Here is a 20,032-nt window from a genome sequence, read left to right on the forward strand (position 1 = left end):
ATGGTTGTTTTAGTCACCCGACCTTCACCAATGGGGGAAGAATTGGTTCAATTTATTCAGGCGCACGGACATACGGCCTATCATTATCCCTTAATTGAATTTTCTCAAGGGCGAGATCTGATGGAGTTGTCTCAACGGATAACACAGATGCGAGAAGAAGATATGATATTTGTTGTGTCAAAAACTGCGATTGATTACTTAGCCTCTTTTTTTAAAAACAATCCTCTTTCTTGGCCTCCATCTATTTTTTATTATGCGATTGGTCGAAATACGGCACAAGCATGGCAGAAGATCAACCCCTTTAAAATTCGATATCCGTTGAATCAAGAAACCAGCGAAGGCCTATTGGCTTTAGCGAATTTACAATTCATCAACAAAAAAACAGCACTGATACTCAGAGGAAATGGAGGCAGAGAATTATTAGGTGACCGCTTGAAAAAACGGGGGGCTCAGATCATTTATTGCGAGTGTTATCAACGTCATCCTGTTCACTATGATGGCGCGCAAAAAAGTATTCAATGGCAGCGGTTAAAAGTAGATACTGTTGTGGTGACCAGCGAAGAAATGTTACATCGTATCTATGCTCTGGTTCCTGAAGAAGCGCGTTTTGCCTGGCTCATAAAATCCCGTTTAATAGTGGTCAGTGCACGTTTGGCGAATATAGCCACTCATCTGGGTTGGCATCATATTCAGATAGCTGAAAATGCAAGTAATGAATCCCTACTTCATACGGTGCTCTCGATTTAATGCACACCAGCCTAATGATTAGGACACTTATATATGAAACAAGAAAAAATTCAGATAACAAAAAAAGATAATACCTATATTGAAGGATCAAGTGCCTCTAAAATATCTCAAAAAAAAACGGGGCGGTTACGGATACTGTTGTTTTATAGCCTGATTCTCTGCCTGAGTGCTGCGCTTTACTATTATGCTCAAAAGCAGCAGAAAGAAAGCCAATCATTACAGGAAGAATTCATCAGATTACAAAAAAATCAAGAAAACGAAAAAAAAGATCTCAAATCACAGCTAAAAAAACAGGATGATGCTTTAAAACATTTGGCGCTTCAAACAAAGCAATCGACAGATAAACTTTCTGAATTAGAAAAAAAAATGGCCAATATTTCTGGGGATCCAGATCAAATTTGGCGTTTTTTTGAGGCAGATTTTTGGGTAAAAATGGCAGAGCGTAAATTATGGAGGGACAAAGACATTAACAGCGCGATTTTTTTGCTTAAAAGTGCCGATGAAAATCTGGCCAAGCTTAATCAGCCGGGTCTCATTCAAGTACGCCAGGCACTGATGTCAGATATCAGCGCTTTATCTGCTCTCCATCAGGTTGATATTGATGGCATCATTTTTAAGCTGAATCAAATGTCCGATCAAATCGATCATCTGCCTTTATCTGTGCTCCCCGAAAGAGGGGACCCTATGAAAGAGCAACCTTCCCCTGTTTCAAATTCACTTTCTGAGTGGCGAAAAAATATCCAAAAAAATTGGGATCATTTTTTATCTTCATGGATCACTGTTCGTCGCCGAGACACTAAGGCAGAGCCATTTTTATCGCCAGATGAAACGATTTATTTAAGAGAAAATATTCGCTCTCATCTGCTGATTGCCGCGCAAGCTGCCGCCCGAAATCAAAATAAAATCTATCATCAGTCGCTTGGTATTCTCTCTACCTGGATAAACACCTATTTTGACGCTAAAGATATTCACAACCAATTATTTTTGGAAGATTTAAAAAATTTGCAGCAACAAGACATTTCAATACAAATGCCCGAGTACCTAAAAAGCCCTGCCTTACTAAAAAAAAGGTCTCATGCATTTATTCAAAGCCCTCCTTTTTCTTCTATTGAAGAGCAATAAAAATGTGGCGTATTTTACTGTCAGTATTTTTTCCTTTGGTCGCCATCGTCAGCTTTCTTGTTTTTTCCTCAGATCAAGGATACGTGCTCATCCGGGTCGATCATTATGATATTGAAACCACAGTGACAGCGATGATCATTTTATTAGTCACTTTTTTTCTTTTTTTCTTTTTTATTACGCAATTTTTAAAGAGTATTTTTAATCTTCGGCGTAGGTTTATCCATCGAAAATCGCTAAAACAAGAAAAAGAAGCCTTGATAAAATTTCTGGAGGGAGATTTTCAAAAGGTAGAAACGAAACTGATGTCTCAGATAAAACAGGCAGAAAACCCCATATTCAACTATTTACTCGCCGCAATGGCCACTGAAAAAGAAAGCCGTCATGCCGATAGTGACCAATATCTTGCTCAAGCAGAGCAATATATAAAACAAAAATTTACAGGGAGAAAACAGGCAGAAAAAAATCGATTGACACTTAATATCACTCGCGTTCGTATTCAGCTCAGCCGAGGCGACATTGATTTGGCGCAAACAGGTATTTATCCTCTCTTAAAAAAAGCCCCAGAACATCCTGAAGTATTACGTTTGGCCGAGAAAATTTTTTTACAAACAAAATCTTATCCTTCTTTGCTAAAAATTTTACCGGTGATGCGAAAAATGCGCTTGCACCCCGAAAACGAAATACAGGCACTGGAACAAAAGCTTCATCGGAGCCTGCCTACAACCACCACTTCAGGTTCAAAACGGCGTTTAAAATCTGATTAAACCTGTTGATCACCTACTCAAGCTCAATCCGGGTATCAGTCAGAAAGATCACTGGGCTCACGTGGTGACAAAAATCTTTTGAAAGAACCGCAGAGCACAGATGACGCGCTCCCATTTAAGATATTTTTCACCCTATTGATCACAAAACAGGAAATATTCTTTTTTTTGTAAAAAAAATATATATTTAAATGAAATATGTATTTTTATATATTATTGTAAAATAATTATAAAAAAATAAAAAAATAAAAAAATGAATGATGAATTCAGAATCACTTTATCAATTTTAACTTTCTCACCTCCTTCCTCATCACCTATAAACAAACGGAAAGACCCATTAAATAGAGTTAAAATTATGCGATATCAAAAAATAGTAAAACACACCATCACGCTTTATGTGCTTACCCTTATGATACAAAGTGGCCCCGGTTTTGCAGAACCAAAGATTTTTGAAGAAGATACAATACTGAAAGATAAGGCGTATTACACTCAGGGGATAGAAATAACGAACCAAGCTAAAGTGATAAATGAAGGGGCTCTAAAAGTATCAGTATTCACTGTTGAATACGATGCAATTAACGTGTCTGATGCCTCCACTTTAACTTTGAAAGGGGGCGAGGATAAACCGATTCAAATCACAGTTAAAGATGGGATTGCTGGGTTGTATGCCTCTGATAAAAATACAAAAATTCATGCAGATAAAATTCATATCACAGGAGTAGATTTTGATTACGGTATCATGGCGACAGAAAAAGCACAGATAACCATTAACAATAGCATCATTATCGGCGAAGATTCTGATTTTTCTGGTTTTTACGCCTCAAAACCAGGCACCAATATTGTTTCAAATAAAATCGATATTACAACAACAAAAGAAAATTCTTACGGTGTCAAAGTGATCGACGGTGCAAATGTAGATATCAATAATGGCACCATTACCGGCAAAGAGAAAAAATTTATCGGCCTTTTGGCTCAGGGAAAAAATACAACGCTGGCCATCAATAATATAAATATCAACGTGAATGATGAAAAAAGTATTGCTGTCAAAGCAGAAAATGGGGCAAAAGTAATTTTCAAGGGTAGCAACACTATTAACGGTAAGGGAGACAATATTTACGGTGTTTGGGCCAGCGGACATGGAACAAATTTTGAGATGGATGAGATGACAATAACGATGAATGCTGAAAAAGGCAGTGGTGTCAGATCTCCCGCCGGTGTCAGGGTCTCTAGAGGCGCAACGGGCATTATACACGAAGGTAGCGCGATTACCGGCACAGGGAATAATTTTGACGGCCTTTGGGCAAAGGGAGCTCATTCAAATTTAACGGCCAATCAACTGACAATAAACATCCATGGTGACGACAGCGGAGGTGTCACAGTTCAAAGCGGGGCTTTAATAAGTATTGATAAAAACAGCAGCGTGACTACCACAGGAGCATTATCTCATGCGCTAAGGCTGCTCCCTAACAGTACATTAAAAATCAATGATTCTCATATCGAAACAATCAAAACAGATTCAGCAATTGTTTATGGAAAACCCCCAGACACTGAAGAAAAAAGAGAGAGTGTGCTTCAAATTAAAGGGGGTTCCTTAAAGGCCGGCGGTGATCTCATTCTGTCAAAAGGCGGAACAATCGCAGTTGTTCTAAACAATGTGATTACCTCCCCTCCCGGAAGTGGATACGCCCTTAATGTCGTTGATAATGGAGAGGTCAATTTGGAGGTGAAACAAACAAAACTGTACGGCAATATTTTAGCGGACAATGTCAGTAAAGCCAGTGTGAGTTTATCAAACGAGAGTGAGTTAAATGGGTGGTTCAAGGCGATCAATTTGTCCGTCGACCCTACCAGCACATGGTCGGTCACAGGTCATTCCATTTTGGAACAGTTAAAAAATGAAGGAAATATTGTATTTACATCTCAGAACAACATTTTTAATACAATAACAACAAACGATTATCGCGGTAATAATGGAACAATAACCTTTAATACGCGCTTAGGAGGTGATGATTCCCCCACAGATAGATTGATTATAAACAACAACTCAAAAGAAACCACCCGTGTCAAAGTGCACAATGTGGGGGGGAAAGGGGCTAAAACAAAAGAAGGGATTAAAATTATTGAGATAAAAGGAAAAGAATCTGAGGGAAGATTTGTTCAGGAGGGGCGTATTGTTGCAGGGGCTTATGATTACCAACTGCAAAAAGGGAGTCAATCGGGAAGAGATGAAACCAGCTGGTATCTTGTCTCCAGACCTGAGGTCCCCAATAATTCTCTCTCCACTCCTGCTCCTCCTGCTCCTCCTGTTATCTCAGGTACACTCCGACCTGAGCGTTTGAGCTATGCCCACAATCTTCACGCGGCCAATACGATGTTTCAAATGACATTACATGAACGTCTGGGAGAAATTCAGTATACACAGCCTCAGGCAAGCGAAAGGCCGGCCCCCGCCATGTGGATAAGGGCCGTGGGAGGTCATCATACCGCCTCCATGTCAGACACCCACGCTCAATCTCACCGCTATATCATGATGCTCGGCGGAGACATCGCCCAGTGGTCTTCAGACGGCCTGAACCGTTACCATGTGGGGTTTATGGGCGGATATGGACGAGACCAGAACACCCGCCCATCACGATGACAGCGAGTTGTCCTCCCAAGGCAAGGTCAGAGGCTACAGCGCAGGGGCCTATGCTACCTGGTATCAGAGCGACGACGACGCTTCTCGTTTTTACGTCGATACCTGGGCGCTTTATCACTGGTTTTACAATGCCGTCACGGGGCAAGAGCTGCCCACCGAGTCGTACAAAAGCAGGGGGTTAAGCGCGTCTGTGGAGAGCGGATATGCCTTTAAGGTCGCGGAGGTTCTCTCACGCTCTGGCATACTTCACTCTTTTTGGGTTCAGCCCACCGCCCAGCTGACCTGGATGGACGTCAAGCCGCAGGACCACACTGAAACCAACGGCACCCTGGTGACCGGTCGAAGCGGACATCTCCAGATCCGGCTCGGTTTACGTGCGCATTTGCTCGGGCACAGCCCACAGGATGAAGGAAAACATCGCGAGTTTGAACCCTTTATTGAAGCGAATTGGATACATAATCTCAAACACGTGGCCATCCGCATGAACGACTCAACACATGAGATTCAGGGCAACCGTCACATCGCTGAATTCAAAACCGGAGTGGAAGCGAAAATGAATGAGTATTTATATTTGTGGGGCCATGTGGCGCATCAAATAGGCAAAAAAAGCTACAGAGATACTCGAGGGGTGCTGGGCGTTAAATATCATTTTTAAATGAGGTTGGGTCGCATTAATAAAAAATCCCTCGATTGAATCGAGGGATTTGTCTATAAAAGCCAAAGGCTATCAATGGGAGGTTTCACGAAAAAATACATAAAAAATCGCTAAAACACTCGTTTCTTTATAATGAGCCGAGTATCTCTAGTTAGCCTGATTAAACCCTGCATTCAGTAATTCAGCCAAGTGAGCACTCGCTTCATCGGCACTGATTTGCAGATCATCTGATGCCCCTTTTTCTTCTTTTTGTTTTTGGTGCTTACGATTCTGATGGTAAGCATAACCAGTACCAGCGGGAATTAAACGGCCCACAATGACATTCTCTTTTAAACCACGAAGTCCGTCTCTTTTACCTGATACCGCCGCATCTGTGAGTACTCTAGTGGTTTCTTGAAAGGAGGCAGCCGAAATGAAGGACTCTGTTGCCAAAGAGGCTTTTGTGATCCCCAATAAATCATGAATGTAAATAGCAGGGATCTTACCCTCAGATTCAAGCTTACGATTTGCAAGCTTAACGCTTGATACTTCTACTTGTTCACCCTCTAGAAGATCTGTACTTCCTGAGCTCACTATGGTCGCTTTTCGTAGCATCTGGCGCACGATCACTTCAATATGCTTATCGTTTATTTTAACCCCCTGAAGACGATAGACCTCTTGTACTTCATTAGTAATATAACGAGTGACAGCATGTACCCCTCTCAGACGAAGAATATCGTGGGCGGATTCTGGGCCATCAGATACGACATCACCACGTTCAACAACCTCTCCCTCAAAGACGTTGAGTTGACGCCATTTTGGGATCATCTCCTCATAGGCATCACTGCCATCCAAAGGTGAAATCACTAAACGAAGTTTGCCTTTCGTTTCTTTACCGAAGGAAATAATACCGCTGATTTCAGCTAAAATAGCAGGCTCTTTGGGTCGGCGCGCTTCAAATAAATCTGCCACCCTTGGAAGCCCCCCTGTGATGTCTTTAGTACCACCAGATTCTTGAGGAATACGGGCCAAGGTGTCGCCAGCAGTAATTTGAATCCCATCTTCTAATTGAACAATCGCTTTACCCGGTAAAAAATATTGAGCCGGTATATCCGCACCTGGGATCAAGACGCCCTCACCTTCGGCATCCACTATTTTTAATGCCGGTCGTAAATCTTTCCCACTTCCGATACGCTCTGAACTATCAAGCACAACCAGGGATGATAGCCCCGTGAGCTCATCTGTTTGTCTGATAATGGTTTGACTATCGACCATGTCAGCAAAGCGAATGAAACCACTGACTTCAGTGATGACAGGCATGGTGTGAGGATCCCAGTTGGCCACCGTTTCTCCAGAAGTCACTTCCGCTCCATCACCTTTAGCCATGACTGCACCATAAGGCACTCTGTAGCTTTCTTTGGTACGCCCAAAATCATCGAGTAATTTCAATTCTGTATTACGAGAAGTGATGACCAGTTTACCTGAGGCATTCATCACGAATTTGGCATTGTCTAACTTCAGATTCCCTTTGCTTTTGACTTGAATACTAGATTCTGCCGCTGCTCTGGATGCTGCCCCTCCTATGTGGAAAGTACGCATCGTGAGCTGCGTGCCTGGTTCACCGATAGATTGCGCGGCAATAACACCTACTGCTTCCCCTTTATTGATGATATGACCCCGAGCGAGATCTCGGCCATAACAATGGGCGCAAACGCCAAAATCAGTTTCACAACTGACGACTGAACGAACTTTGACGCTATCTACTGAGTGCTCTTCTAGTAGATCACAGCATTTTTCACTCAGTAAAGTATTACGGGGAATTAAGATATCTGCCGTTCCTGGTTTCAGGACTTCTTCGGCGGTCACTCGGCCTAATACACGCTCTCTTAGGGGCTCTTTAACGTCTCCTCCTTCAATAACAGGTGTCATTAGAATACCGTCATGTGTTCCACAATCATCTTCAGTGACCACCAAATCTTGTGCAACATCGACCAAACGCCTCGTCAGATAACCAGAATTCGCCGTTTTCAATGCCGTATCAGCCAATCCCTTACGCGCACCATGCGTCGAAATAAAGTATTGCAGTACATTTAAGCCTTCACGGAAATTGGCTGTAATCGGCGTTTCAATAATGGAACCATCTGGTTTTGCCATTAAGCCACGCATGCCTGCTAATTGCCGAATTTGAGCTGCAGACCCTCTTGCGCCTGAATCGGCCATCATGAATATGCTGTTAAAAGACACCTGTTGCTCTTCAACACCCTCACGGTTTAGTACGTTTTCAACAGACAGATTTTCCATCATCGCTTTGGCAACGCGTTCATTAGCCGCTGCCCAGATATCGATGACTTTATTATAACGTTCACCTGCTGTGACTAAACCTGACTGAAATTGCTCCTGTATTTCCGCCACTTCTGATTCGGCTTCCGAAATAATTTCTGCTTTTTTAATCGGGATCACCATGTCGTCGATTCCAACAGAAACCCCTGATCGCGCAGCGTAAGCAAAACCGGTATACATAATTTTATCAGCGAAAACCACCGTAGATTTTAATCCCAAAATACGATAACAGCTGTTTAACATTTTTGAGATGCTTTTTTTATTCAAAGGTTGATTGACCATGGAATAAGGTAAACCTTTAGGTACAATCATCCATAAAATAGCCCGCCCAATAGTTGTATCCACCAGGGTTGTTTGCGAAAAAACATCTCCTTCAGTGTTCCTGATTTCTTCAGAAATGCGAACTTTAACCTTAGCATGTAAAGAAGCAACGCCTGAACGATATACCAGCTCTGCCTCTCTAGGGCTTCTTAAAAGCATGCCTTCCCCTTTGGCGTTCACACAGTCGCGGGTCATGTAGTAAAGGCCCAAAACAACGTCTTGAGAAGGCACTATAATAGGCTCGCCGTTAGCAGGCGATAAAATGTTGTTGGTCGACATCATCAGTGCACGTGCTTCAAGCTGTGCTTCTAGAGTCAGGGGGACATGTACGGCCATTTGATCGCCATCAAAATCTGCGTTATAAGCCGCGCAAACCAGAGGATGCAGCTGAATGGCTTTGCCTTCAATTAAAACAGGCTCAAATGCCTGAATGCCCAGACGGTGTAATGTGGGCGCACGATTGAGCAATACAGGATGTTCACGAATGACGTCGTCTAAAATATCCCATACTACTGCTTCTTCACGCTCTACCATTTTTTTTGCGGCTTTAATGGTGGTCGCATAACCATGTAACTCAAGTTTTCCATAAATAAAAGGTTTGAACAGCTCAAGTGCCATTTTTTTTGGCAAACCACATTGATGCAAGCGTAAATAAGGTCCAACCGTAATAACAGAACGGCCTGAGTAATCCACACGTTTACCTAATAAATTTTGACGAAAACGTCCTTGCTTTCCTTTTATCATGTCTGCCAAAGATTTCAATGGGCGTTTGTTGGAGCCCATAATAGCCCGCCCACGACGGCCGTTATCCAGAAGAGCGTCAACCGCTTCTTGTAACATCCGTTTTTCATTACGCACGATAATGTCAGGAGCTGCTAAATCAAGAAGACGTTTTAATCGGTTATTACGATTGATGACCCTGCGATAAAGATCATTGAGATCAGAAGTTGCAAAGCGGCCTCCGTCTAAAGGTACCAATGGACGCAAGTCAGGGGGTAGTACAGGTAAGACGGTGAGCACCATCCATTCAGGTTTGTTACCAGATTGAATAAAGGCTTCCAACAATTTGATACGTTTCGTTAATTTTTTGCGCTTGGTTTCAGAATTTGTTTCATTTAATTCTTCTCGTAAAAGCTGACATTCTGCTTTTAAATCTAAATTTTTGAGAAGAAACTGGATGGCTTCTGCCCCCATTTTTGCATCAAATTCATCACCAAATTCTTCAAGTGCATCTAGATATTGTTCTTCGGTGAGGATTTGCCGGCGTTCAAGGTTGGTCATGCCACCTTCAACCACAATATAGGATTCAAAATACAATACACGCTCGATGTCACGTAAAGGCATATCTAATAAAAGGCCAATACGAGACGGTAAAGATTTTAAAAACCAGATGTGTGCAGTGGGTGAAGCCAATTCGATATGGCCCATACGATCGCGACGTACTTTAGTTTGTGTCACTTCGACACCACATTTTTCACAAATGACCCCACGATGTTTTAAACGCTTATACTTACCACATAAACACTCATAATCCTTCACCGGGCCAAAGATACGGGCACAAAAAAGCCCATCCCGTTCCGGCTTAAAGGTACGGTAATTAATGGTCTCTGGTTTTTTAACTTCACCAAATGACCACGAACGAATCATATCTGGAGATGCCAAGGCAATTTTAATCGCATCAAACTCTTCAGTTTTATTTTGTGCCTTAATAAATTTTATTAAATCTTTCACGTATTGGCCCCTGTCGGAGTTAAGACTGAGAAATACCCAAACCTAAGCTTGAATGCAACTGTGACTAACGCACTGATCGTAGCTTCAAAATTTAAAAGCCTACGGTCCAAAAAAAAGACCTCTTTCAAAATCGACCTCGGAATGTGGCCTCAGGATTGGGTGGTGCTCGGTATTTCCATCTACTCTATGTAAACGAAAGTACCTGAGCTGCCGGTACCTTGAATCAAAAGCCCTCTCCAGGTTTTGCAAAAGGTCTAGTAAATTCATTCTTCTAATTCAATGTTAATGCCAAGCGAACGAATTTCCTTTAATAGTACGTTAAAGGATTCAGGTATACCCGCCTCCATACGGTGATCACCATCAACAATGTTTTTATACATCTTGGTGCGCCCGTTGACATCATCGGATTTCACTGTAAGCATCTCTTGTAATGTGTAAGCGGCACCATAGGCTTCTAGTGCCCAGACTTCCATTTCACCAAACCGTTGCCCACCAAATTGCGCTTTACCCCCCAGAGGCTGTTGAGTCACTAGACTGTAAGAGCCGGTAGAGCGAGAGTGCATTTTATCATCCACGAGATGATTTAATTTGAGCATGTACATATAACCGACTGTCACAGGGCGCTCAAATTGTTCACCGGTTCGCCCATCAAACAAATTAATTTGACCAGAAGTAGGGAGATCTGCCAATTTTAACAATTGTTTGATTTCTTTTTCTTTGGCACCATCAAAAACAGGGGTTGCAATAGTCATGCCTTTTTTCAGGTTCTCAGCTAAAGACAATATTTCTTTGTCAGAAAAAGTACTTAAATCTACTGTTTGACAAACACCATCCCCGAGATCATAGGCTTTTTGAATAAATTTACGCAGCTTGGAGACACGTTCATTCTTTTTTAGCATTTCATTGATTTTGTTTCCAATCCCCTTGGCGGCCATCCCTAAATGGGTCTCTAAAATTTGACCAATATTCATTCGTGAAGGTACACCTAATGGACTTAATACGATATCGACTGGATTGCCTTCTTCATCATAAGGCATATCTTCTACAGGATTGATTTTAGAAATAACGCCTTTATTGCCATGACGCCCCGCCATTTTATCGCCTGGCTGAATCTGACGTTTGACTGCCAAATAAACTTTAACAATTTTAAGGACCCCTGGAGCCAAATCATCACCTTGGGTAATTTTTCGGCGTTTAACCTCCATTTTTTTATCAAACTCAGCTTTCATTTCATCGTATTGTTCGGCCAATTGCTCAAGCTGCTCTTGTTTTTGTTCTTCAGAAAGAGGCAGCTCCAACCACCGCTCACAAGGTAATCGACTTAGTTTTTCAGATGTGATACCGCCAGAAATAAGAACCGCTTTGATGCGCCCAAATAAAGCCGCTTCTAGAATTTTTAATTCTTCGGAGAGATCTTTTTTGACTTGTTTGAGCTCCATTTCTTCAATTTCTAATGCACGTTTGTCTTTTTCTACACCATCTCGTGTGAAAATTTGTACATCAATCACAGTAGCAGAAACACCATTAGGCACACGCAAAGAAGAATCTTTTACATCAGAGGCTTTCTCTCCAAAAATGGCGCGTAGCAATTTTTCTTCTGGACTTAATTGAGTTTCACCTTTAGGCGTGACTTTACCTACTAAAATATCACCACCATTGACTTCTGCACCTATGTATACAATTCCGGATTCGTCTAGTTTAGACAGCGCGGCTTCTCCAACGTTAGGAATGTCTGCGGTGACCTCTTCAGAGCCTAATTTGGTATCACGAGAAATACAAGCCAATTCTTGAATTTGAATAGTGGTAAAACGATCTTCTTGCATAACGCGTTCAGAAACCAAGATGGAGTCTTCAAAGTTGTATCCATTCCAAGGCATGAAAGCCACTCGCATATTTTGGCCTAATGCAAGTTCACCTAAATCTGTTGAAGGGCCGTCGGCAAGTACATTACCTCGTTCAACCAGTTCCCCGAGATTGATACAGGGTATTTGGTTGATGCAGGTATTTTGGTTGGAACGCGTATATTTGTTGAGATTGTAAATATCAATCCCGGCTTCGCCGGGATGCATTTCGTTTTCATTGACCTTTATGACAATACGGGATGCATCAACATACTGAACACTGCCTCCTCGCTTAGCAACGCAAGTGACACCTGAATCAACAGCCACAGCGCGTTCCATACCTGTACCGACCAAAGGTTTATCCGCACGTAAAGTAGGAACAGCTTGGCGTTGCATGTTCGCACCCATGAGAGCACGGTTAGCATCATCGTGTTCTAGGAATGGAATTAAAGACGCCCCTACAGAGACAATCTGTTGCGTTGAAACATCCATATAGTCGACTTGTTCTTTTCTAAACAAGCTGGATTCACCTTTATTACGGCACGTCACTAAATCTTCAATAAAATAACCGTTATCGTCCAGATTTGAGTTCGCCTGAGCGATAACAAAGTTGCCTTCTTCGATGGCGGATAAATAATGAATTTCATTGGTGACTGCACCTTCATGTACACTTCGATAGGGCGTTTCTAAAAAACCGTATTCGTTCGTGCACGCATACACAGATAAAGAGTTAATTAAACCGATGTTTGGACCTTCAGGCGTTTCAATAGGACAGACTTTACCGTAATGGGTAGGATGAACATCTCGAACTTCAAAACCTGCTCGTTCTCGCGTCAATCCGCCTGGACCTAAAGCAGAAATACGGCGCTTATGTGTAATTTCAGATAATGGATTATTTTGATCCATAAATTGAGAGAGCTGGCTAGAGCCAAAAAATTCTTTGACTGCCGCAGAAATGGGCTTAGCGTTGATCATATCTTGTGGCATTAGGGTATCAAGATCGCCTAAAGAAAGACGTTCTTTAACCGCTCTTTCAACACGCACTAAACCAATACGAAACTGATTCTCTGCCATTTCGCCAACAGAACGGATGCGACGGTTACCTAGATGATCAATATCGTCAATTTCACCTTTACCATTACGAATACCAATCAATTTTTTCATTACTTCAATAATGTCTTCTTTACTTAAAATGCCTGATCCTTCGATTTCATCACGTAATAATGATCGATTAAATTTCATTCGACCCACTGCGGATAAGTCATAACGCTCTTCAGAGAAGAATAAATTTTCGAATAAATTTTCAGCTGCTTCACGTGTTGGAGGTTCGCCTGGACGCATCATACGATAAATTTCAACCAAAGCACTTAAGCGATCGGTGGTGGGATCAACCTTCAAAGTTTGAGAGATATAATCACCATGATCTAAATCATTAGTGAATATGGTTTCAATTTGCTGATGACCGGCTTGGCTGAGTTTAGCCAACAAATCAAATGAAAGTTCTGTATTAGCAGAACATATCAATTCACCTGTATTTTCATCGATATAATCTTGTGCGACAACTTTACCAATAATGTATTCGACAGGGACTTCAATACGCTGAATTTGGTCTTTATCAAGTTGACGAATATGGCGAGCAGTAACACGGCGACCCTTTTCAACATAAATTTTTCCATTGATTTGAATATCAAAAGAAGCTGTTTCACCACGAAGACGTTCTGGAACTAAATTCATTTCTAATTTGTCGTTACAAATTTCAAAGCGTACTTTTTCAAAAAATAAATTCAAAATGTCAGTGGTGCTATAATCCAATGCGCGCAAAATGATCGTTGCAGGGAGTTTACGGCGACGGTCAATACGTACAAATAGATTATCTTTTGGATCAAACTCTAAATCTAACCAAGATCCGCGATAAGGAATCACTCTTGCATTGTAAAGAACTTTGCCCGATGAATGCGTTTTACCTTTATCACTGTCAAAAAAAACACCGGGGCTACGATGCAACTGAGAGACCACCACCCTTTCAGTACCGTTAACAACAAAAGTACCATTTTCAGTCATCAGTGGGATTTCTCCCATATAGACCTCTTGTTCTTTGATGTCTTTAACTGTACCTTCGGGCGCCTCTTTTTCATAAACAACAAGGCGTAATTTAACTCGCAAAGGTGCAGAGTAGGTTGCCCCGCGAATTTGGCATTCTTTAACATCAAATACAGGTTCACCAAGACGATAATTGACATACTGTAATTCAGAGTGGGCACTGTAACTCTGAATAGGAAAAACAGAACGAAATGCAGCTTCTAGACCTTGTTGCCCTTTGGGATCTTGCTCAATAAATTTTTGAAATGAATCGAGCTGGATAGAAAGCAGATAAGGTATATCTAATACTTGTGGACGCTTTCCAAAATTTTTACGAATCCGTTTTTTCTCGGTATAGGAGTAGACCATAGGTTCCTCAGCTCGCTTTTCAATGACCTAGTCTGCCCTTTTAAGGCAATGAATAAAATTTTTCATTACAACACAGACAAAATGGTTTTTTATTCGTGCTATCCCAAAAAATGTTTAACGAATGCTTAAAAAAGGGCGATTTATACAACACGATTTTTTTGGATAACTGTCGATGAAATATCGAAAATGTGTCTTTTAATGTTTACTATCACTCTTCGAATACTTGATGCCCGTCATATTCTTCAATTCAGGATGGCTTTTGATCTTAAAATACGTCAATTTATAGGTAATAGACGCCTTCAAGGACGAAGATTGCTTCACATTTTTAACAACGACGAACACCCTGTATTCATTGAATGAACTATCGAGGCTTTCTGAAGAACATTGCTCTTAACATTCCTTGAACATATGAGGTTTTAGCGTATTGGATATCGATTTTTATTTAATATCAACATCAGCACCGGCTTCTTCAAGCGTTTTTTTCAAGCTTTCTGCTTCTTCTTTATTAATGCCTTCTTTCACATTTTTTGGAGCAGCTTCGACCAATTCTTTTGCCTCTTTTAGGCCTAATCCTGTCGCACCACGTACCGCTTTAATCACAGCCACTTTGTTCTCACCGAAGGATTTCAATATAACGTCAAATTCTGTTTTTTCTTCAACTGCTTCTGCAGGGGCAGCTGCAACAGCAACAGCTGCTGCTGCAGAAACGCCAAATTCTTTTTCCATGATGGAGATCAGATCTAGTACGTTTGTGATGGTCATTTCTCTAATAGAATTAGTAATATCTACAAGTTTTTTTTGATCGATAGACATAAAAAGTATTCCTAAAATTGAATCTATGTTTAATAGATGAAAGTAAAATTGGTTAAATAGCTTCTCTTTTTGCTTTTAAAGCCGCGAGTGTTCGAACAAGCTTACCTACAGAAGCCTCTTTTAATGTTGCCATGAGTCGTGCAATTGCCTCCTCATAAGTAGGTAAGGTGGCTAAACGATCAATATCTGATACGGGAATCAGAGTGCCTTCAAAAGCCGCAGCTTTGATTTCAAATTCTTTATTGAGTTTGGCGAATTCTTTAAACAAACGGGCCGCGGCGCCAGGGTGTTCAGTAGAGAATGCAATCAAAGTTGGGCCCACAAAGGTGTCTTGCAAGCATTCAAAATCAGTACTGAAAACAACGCGACGCATTAAAGTATTGCGAACAACACGCATGTATACACCTGCCTCCCGAGCTGCTTTACGTAGGCCTGTCATTTTAGCAACAGTCACCCCTCGAGTATCAGCAACTACAGCAGAAAGTGCACCTTTGGCAATCTCTTTGACCTCATCAACAATGGCTTTTTTGTCTTGAAGATTTAATGGCATTAATTTTTGCTCCTAATTTAGGCGGGGAACCCGACATTGACATCACCCGAGATTCATTAAAAAAACGAACCTCACACGGGTTCTGAAACATGGTGAACAGAATCGAGCAAAAAAATAAAATTTATCTTTTATGGCTGCTCTGTCACCGTCTACGCAGGCAATTAAGCACTTTTTTTGCACCTAGCGATCTTGAACGGCGGCTTTAATAGATAAAGCTTCAGCCGAAAATCCAATTACTTAATGTTAGTGGCTAAGGTTACATTAGCATCGAACTTTACCCACATCTTGAATCGATAACGATAGCTCTAAAATTTATTTGTCTTGACATTGAGCACAAATAATAAAAATCACTAAAGGTTAAACAAGAGAAGACAAAGCACTTTGATCAATCATAAGACCTGCCCCCATAGTGGTTGATAAGCTGATTTTTTTGATATAAAGCCCTTTTGCTGTAGCTGGCTTGGCTTTTTTTAATGCGGAAATGAGAGCTTCCAAATTCTCTTTCAATTTATGAGCATCAAAATCAATTTTGCCAATTGTAGTGTGGATAATACCGTTTTTGTCGTTACGATAACGAATTTGTCCTGCCTTAGCATTTGTAACTGCTTCTGCGATATTAGGAGTCACTGTCCCTACTTTTGGATTTGGCATTAAGCCGCGTGGGCCAAGAATTTGGCCTAATTGACCAACAACACGCATTGCATCAGGAGAAGCAATCACAACATCAAAATTCATTTCACCATTTCTAATTTGAGCGGCTAAATCATCCATTCCAACCAGTTCTGCACCTGCATTGTTCGCCGCTTCGGCATTTGCTCCTTGAGTAAATACTGCAACACGGACAGAACGGCCTGTACCATGCGGCAAAACAGTGGCACCTCTTACATTTTGATCAGATTTACGTGCATCAATCCCTAAATTTACAGCCACATCAACACTTTCTGTAAATTTGGCGGTGGCGAGCTTTTTCAACAAAAGGAAGGCATCATCAAGATCATATTGCTTAGCAGTATCTACCTTTTCACGGATAACACGCATACGTTTGCTTAATTTTGACATTTTACTATTCCTCCACCTCTAATCCCATGGATCGAGCCGTGCCTAATATAGACTGAATGTTTGCATCAATACTGGTCCCCGTCATATCTGCCTGCTTGGTTTCCGCAATTTCACGAACTTGAGTTTTAGTGACTTTACCTATTTTATTTGTATTTGGTTTTGGAGAACCCGATTTAACACCCGCTGCTTTTAGCAATAAAACTGCAGCAGGAACGGTTTTAGTTTCAAAAGTAAAAGAACGATCAGCATAGACAGTAATGACAACAGGGATTGGTAAACCCTTTTCTAAAGGTTCAGTCTTCGCATTAAAGGCTTTGCAAAATTCCATAATATTCACCCCCTGCTGACCTAAAGCAGGCCCGACCGGAGGACTTGGGTTAGCCATTCCAGCTGAAACTTGAAGCTTAACAATAGCCTGTATTTTTTTAGCCATTTATAATTTCCTTAATTTGGGTTATAGCGCCTTTTTGGGGCTCCCCATGTTTTACAAATTTAATAAATTAAATCGTTGATTTAATTATGTTAGTTGACTTGGTACGTTTTTAAAAAACGAGCATAACCCTGTATTTATATGAAGCTTCGATCATCTCAATAAATTTTGTGCTTTTTTTATAACGAGTATCCAATTATTTTTTTGATTTTTACGGGAATTTTATTAAAAAATTTTTACTTTTAATGCCAAAAAAAATGGCATGAACTCATGATAAAAAATAAAAAGCGCTCAATTGTATTGTGATTTGATATCTTCGGCAAGATTCAAATGATGATTTATATTTTAAAACTGGCCAAAATTTTAATAAAAAATAGTTACCCTTTTTCTATTTGACTAAAATCGAGCTCAACCGGAGTTGCTCGACCAAAAATAGAAACAGAAACTTTTAGGCGGCTTTTCTCATAATCGACTTCTTCGACAGTACCGTTAAATTCAGCGAAAGGGCCCTCATTAACACGAACTAATTCACCGGGTTCAAATAATGTTTTTGGTCTTGGTTTATCTGTGGTCTGCTGTAAACGATTGATGATGGCATCCGCTTCTTTATCGGTAATAGGAGTAGGCACAATTCCACCAATAAAACCCATGACTCTGGGTACACTCCGTACGAGATGCCAGCTTGCATCATTCATGATCATTTGTACTAATACATAGCCTGGAAAAAATTTGCGTTCACTTTTTCGGCGTTGCCCAGAGCGGACTTCAACGACCTCTTCTGTCGGAACCATCACATCGCCAAAATAATCCTCCATGCTATGCAACTTAATATGTTCATGTAAAGATTGCTTTACTCTGCTTTCAAATCCGGAAAAAGCCTGAACAACATACCAACGTTTTTTCGTTACTTCAGACATCTTAGAACCTCAGGCCAGTAATAAAGGAAATGAGGCGGACTAAAATACTATCAATTCCCCATAAAATAAGTGACATCACTAGTGTTATTAATGCAACAATTAAAGTAGTTTGAAGCGTCTCCTGACGAGTCGGCCAAATGACCTTTCGCATTTCTATACGTGCTTCACGAGCAAATTCTAAACTCGCTTTGCCTTTTTTGGTGAGCAGTGCCATTCCGCCTGCAATAGAAATAATAATAACAATGATAAATGCACGCAGCGGTAAGTTAACATTTTGGTAATAGTAATTACCTAAAATCGCCGTTATCAATAGTAAAAAAACAATGAGCCATTTCACCATATCTAGACGAGGCTTATTTTTTTGAGTTTCGCTATTTGCACCCATAAAACCAAATCCTTAAAGGTGTATCCAAGGAAAAAAGGGCATCGATTGATGCCCCTTTATAGAGAACTACATCAAATTTATTTAATAACTTTAGCAACCACCCCCGCACCTACGGTACGTCCCCCTTCCCTGATAGCAAAGCGGAGACCGTCGTCCATTGCAATCGGATGAATCAGAGTCACTAGCATTTTAATGTTATCACCAGGCATCACCATTTCTACCCCTTCTGGAAGCTCAATTGTCCCCGTCACATCTGTTGTACGGAAATAAAATTGGGGACGGTAACCTTTAAAAAAGGGAGTATGACGTCCTCCTTCTTCTTTTGTTAAAATATACACTTCAGCTTCAAACTTAGTATGGGGGTTTATAGATCCTGGCTTCGCCAGTACTTGGCCTCGTTCAATCTCTTCTCGCTTAATGCCTCTCAAAAGAACACCAACGTTTTCTCCCGCTCGCCCTTCATCTAACAGTTTGCGAAACATTTCTATTCCTGTGCAGGTCGTTGTTACCGTATCTTTAATCCCCACAATTTCTACTGAATCTGAGGTTTTGATCATTCCTCTTTCTACACGACCTGTGACCACCGTGCCTCGCCCTGAAATAGAAAATACATCTTCTATGGGCAGTAAAAATGGTTTATCAATATCACGTTGTGGCTCAGGAATGTATTTATCTAGAGCATTTGCCAGCTCTACAATCTTTTCTTGATATGCCTCATCTCCCTCTAACGCCTTCAGGGCTGAGCCTTGTATTATCGGTGTATCATCACCCGGGAAGTCATATTGAGACAACAGTTCCCTCACCTCCATTTCTACGAGTTCTAATAACTCTGCATCATCCACCATGTCGCATTTGTTTAAGAAAACAAGAATGTAAGGAACCCCTACCTGACGTGCTAACAAAATGTGCTCACGAGTTTGAGGCATCGGGCCGTCTGTAGCGGCCACGACTAAAATAGCCCCATCCATCTGCGCCGCACCTGTTATCATGTTTTTAACGTAATCGGCATGTCCCGGGCAGTCGACATGCGCATAGTGACGAGTTGGAGTTTCGTATTCAACATGAGAGGTATTGATGGTAATGCCCCGGGCTTTTTCTTCTGGTGCATTATCAATTTGGTCAAACGCACGAGCCTGACCCCCATATTTTTTAGACAGAACAGTGGTAATAGCCGCTGTTAAGGTTGTTTTACCATGGTCAACGTGACCTATTGTTCCCACGTTTATATGTGGTTTTTTACGTTCAAATTTTTCTTTAGACACAGTGATATTCCTTAACTCTTGCGCTCTTTAATA

Annotated in this window: 15 protein-coding genes; 6 read left to right on the top strand and 9 right to left on the bottom strand. The window is 41.1% G+C overall.

What is annotated here, in order from left to right; genetic code table 11:
• From hemD to HDEF_RS13480, 5 genes are all read left to right on the top strand, one after another.
• Window positions 1-747, top strand: a complete 747-nt coding sequence (gene hemD / locus HDEF_RS03370; RefSeq protein ID WP_015873258.1) for a uroporphyrinogen-III synthase — start codon at window positions 1-3, stop codon at window positions 745-747.
• 33 nt (window positions 748-780) lie between these two features.
• Window positions 781-1,869: a uroporphyrinogen-III C-methyltransferase gene (gene hemX / locus HDEF_RS03375; protein WP_015873259.1), complete on the top strand. Its 1,089-nt coding sequence runs from the start codon at window positions 781-783 to the stop codon at window positions 1,867-1,869.
• 2 nt (window positions 1,870-1,871) lie between these two features.
• Window positions 1,872-2,633, top strand: coding sequence for a heme biosynthesis HemY N-terminal domain-containing protein (locus tag HDEF_RS03380; RefSeq protein WP_015873260.1), 762 nt, complete (start codon window positions 1,872-1,874; stop codon window positions 2,631-2,633).
• A 352-nt stretch (window positions 2,634-2,985) separates the two neighbouring features.
• Entirely contained in the window at window positions 2,986-5,268 is a 2,283-nt protein-coding gene (locus HDEF_RS13475; protein ID WP_015873262.1) for an autotransporter family protein, read from the top strand.
• The gene (locus HDEF_RS13480; RefSeq protein WP_148207000.1) at window positions 5,234-5,923 is read left to right on the top strand and encodes an autotransporter outer membrane beta-barrel domain-containing protein; all 690 of its coding nucleotides are present in this window, start codon (window positions 5,234-5,236) and stop codon (window positions 5,921-5,923) included. Before HDEF_RS13475 ends, HDEF_RS13480 begins: the two co-directional genes overlap by 35 nt.
• A gap of 147 nt (window positions 5,924-6,070) precedes the next feature.
• Here HDEF_RS13480 and rpoC read toward each other — a convergent pair whose 3' ends face one another.
• Together rpoC and rpoB are read right to left on the bottom strand one after the other, a co-directional pair.
• Window positions 6,071-10,294, bottom strand: a complete 4,224-nt coding sequence (gene rpoC, locus HDEF_RS03390; protein ID WP_015873264.1) for a DNA-directed RNA polymerase subunit beta' — start codon at window positions 10,292-10,294, stop codon at window positions 6,071-6,073.
• A 263-nt stretch (window positions 10,295-10,557) separates the two neighbouring features.
• On the bottom strand, window positions 10,558-14,583 hold the full coding sequence (gene rpoB / locus HDEF_RS03395) for a DNA-directed RNA polymerase subunit beta (RefSeq protein WP_015873265.1): 4,026 nt from the start codon (window positions 14,581-14,583) through the stop codon (window positions 10,558-10,560).
• A 198-nt stretch (window positions 14,584-14,781) separates the two neighbouring features.
• Here rpoB and HDEF_RS13860 point away from each other — a divergent pair, with 198 nt between their 5' ends.
• Window positions 14,782-14,943 (top strand): hypothetical protein, encoded by a 162-nt coding sequence (locus HDEF_RS13860; RefSeq protein ID WP_158530196.1) that lies wholly within the window; start codon window positions 14,782-14,784, stop codon window positions 14,941-14,943.
• A gap of 78 nt (window positions 14,944-15,021) precedes the next feature.
• Here the strand turns inward: HDEF_RS13860 and rplL are convergent, their stop codons facing one another.
• The 7 genes from rplL to tuf all read right to left on the bottom strand — a co-directional run bounded on the left by rplL (window position 15,022) and on the right by tuf (window position 19,999).
• The gene (gene rplL, locus HDEF_RS03400; protein ID WP_015873266.1) at window positions 15,022-15,396 is read right to left on the bottom strand and encodes a 50S ribosomal protein L7/L12; all 375 of its coding nucleotides are present in this window, start codon (window positions 15,394-15,396) and stop codon (window positions 15,022-15,024) included.
• A 52-nt stretch (window positions 15,397-15,448) separates the two neighbouring features.
• Entirely contained in the window at window positions 15,449-15,946 is a 498-nt protein-coding gene (gene rplJ / locus HDEF_RS03405; protein ID WP_015873267.1) for a 50S ribosomal protein L10, read from the bottom strand.
• A gap of 357 nt (window positions 15,947-16,303) precedes the next feature.
• A complete protein-coding gene (rplA, locus tag HDEF_RS03410; protein ID WP_015873268.1) occupies window positions 16,304-17,005 on the bottom strand; it encodes a 50S ribosomal protein L1 in 702 nt (233 codons plus the stop codon).
• Window positions 17,006-17,009: 4 nt separating this feature from the next.
• Window positions 17,010-17,438, bottom strand: coding sequence for a 50S ribosomal protein L11 (rplK, locus tag HDEF_RS03415; protein ID WP_015873269.1), 429 nt, complete (start codon window positions 17,436-17,438; stop codon window positions 17,010-17,012).
• A gap of 374 nt (window positions 17,439-17,812) precedes the next feature.
• Window positions 17,813-18,352, bottom strand: a complete 540-nt coding sequence (nusG, locus tag HDEF_RS03420; RefSeq protein ID WP_015873270.1) for a transcription termination/antitermination protein NusG — start codon at window positions 18,350-18,352, stop codon at window positions 17,813-17,815.
• A gap of 1 nt (window position 18,353) precedes the next feature.
• Window positions 18,354-18,737, bottom strand: coding sequence for a preprotein translocase subunit SecE (secE, locus tag HDEF_RS03425; RefSeq protein ID WP_015873271.1), 384 nt, complete (start codon window positions 18,735-18,737; stop codon window positions 18,354-18,356).
• Window positions 18,738-18,814: 77 nt separating this feature from the next.
• Window positions 18,815-19,999 carry an elongation factor Tu gene (tuf, locus tag HDEF_RS03430; RefSeq protein ID WP_015873272.1) on the bottom strand — a complete coding sequence of 395 codons (1,185 nt, stop codon included), beginning with the start codon at window positions 19,997-19,999 and terminating at the stop codon, window positions 18,815-18,817.
• Window positions 20,000-20,032 lie beyond the last annotated feature (33 nt).

It is taken from the genome of Candidatus Hamiltonella defensa 5AT (Acyrthosiphon pisum) (genome assembly GCF_000021705.1).
In the GTDB taxonomy this organism is placed as follows: domain Bacteria; phylum Pseudomonadota; class Gammaproteobacteria; order Enterobacterales; family Enterobacteriaceae; genus Hamiltonella; species Hamiltonella defendens.

What these genes read in the sequence shown, in the direction of transcription:
- HDEF_RS03380 (WP_015873260.1), top strand. Translation starts at nt 1,872, where the DNA reads ATGTGGCGTATTTTACTGTCAGTATTTTTTCCTTTGGTCGCCATCGTC.
- hemX (WP_015873259.1), top strand. Translation starts at nt 781, where the DNA reads ATGAAACAAGAAAAAATTCAGATAACAAAAAAAGATAATACCTATATT.
- HDEF_RS13475 (WP_015873262.1), top strand. Translation starts at nt 2,986, where the DNA reads ATGCGATATCAAAAAATAGTAAAACACACCATCACGCTTTATGTGCTT.
- rplJ (WP_015873267.1), bottom strand. Translation starts at nt 15,946, where the DNA reads ATGCCATTAAATCTTCAAGACAAAAAAGCCATTGTTGATGAGGTCAAA.
- secE (WP_015873271.1), bottom strand. Translation starts at nt 18,737, where the DNA reads ATGGGTGCAAATAGCGAAACTCAAAAAAATAAGCCTCGTCTAGATATG.
- HDEF_RS13860 (WP_158530196.1), top strand. Translation starts at nt 14,782, where the DNA reads ATGTTTACTATCACTCTTCGAATACTTGATGCCCGTCATATTCTTCAA.
- rpoB (WP_015873265.1), bottom strand. Translation starts at nt 14,583, where the DNA reads ATGGTCTACTCCTATACCGAGAAAAAACGGATTCGTAAAAATTTTGGA.
- rplL (WP_015873266.1), bottom strand. Translation starts at nt 15,396, where the DNA reads ATGTCTATCGATCAAAAAAAACTTGTAGATATTACTAATTCTATTAGA.
- rplK (WP_015873269.1), bottom strand. Translation starts at nt 17,438, where the DNA reads ATGGCTAAAAAAATACAGGCTATTGTTAAGCTTCAAGTTTCAGCTGGA.
- hemD (WP_015873258.1), top strand. Translation starts at nt 1, where the DNA reads ATGGTTGTTTTAGTCACCCGACCTTCACCAATGGGGGAAGAATTGGTT.
- nusG (WP_015873270.1), bottom strand. Translation starts at nt 18,352, where the DNA reads ATGTCTGAAGTAACGAAAAAACGTTGGTATGTTGTTCAGGCTTTTTCC.
- rplA (WP_015873268.1), bottom strand. Translation starts at nt 17,005, where the DNA reads ATGTCAAAATTAAGCAAACGTATGCGTGTTATCCGTGAAAAGGTAGAT.
- HDEF_RS13480 (WP_148207000.1), top strand. Translation starts at nt 5,234, where the DNA reads ATGGACGAGACCAGAACACCCGCCCATCACGATGACAGCGAGTTGTCC.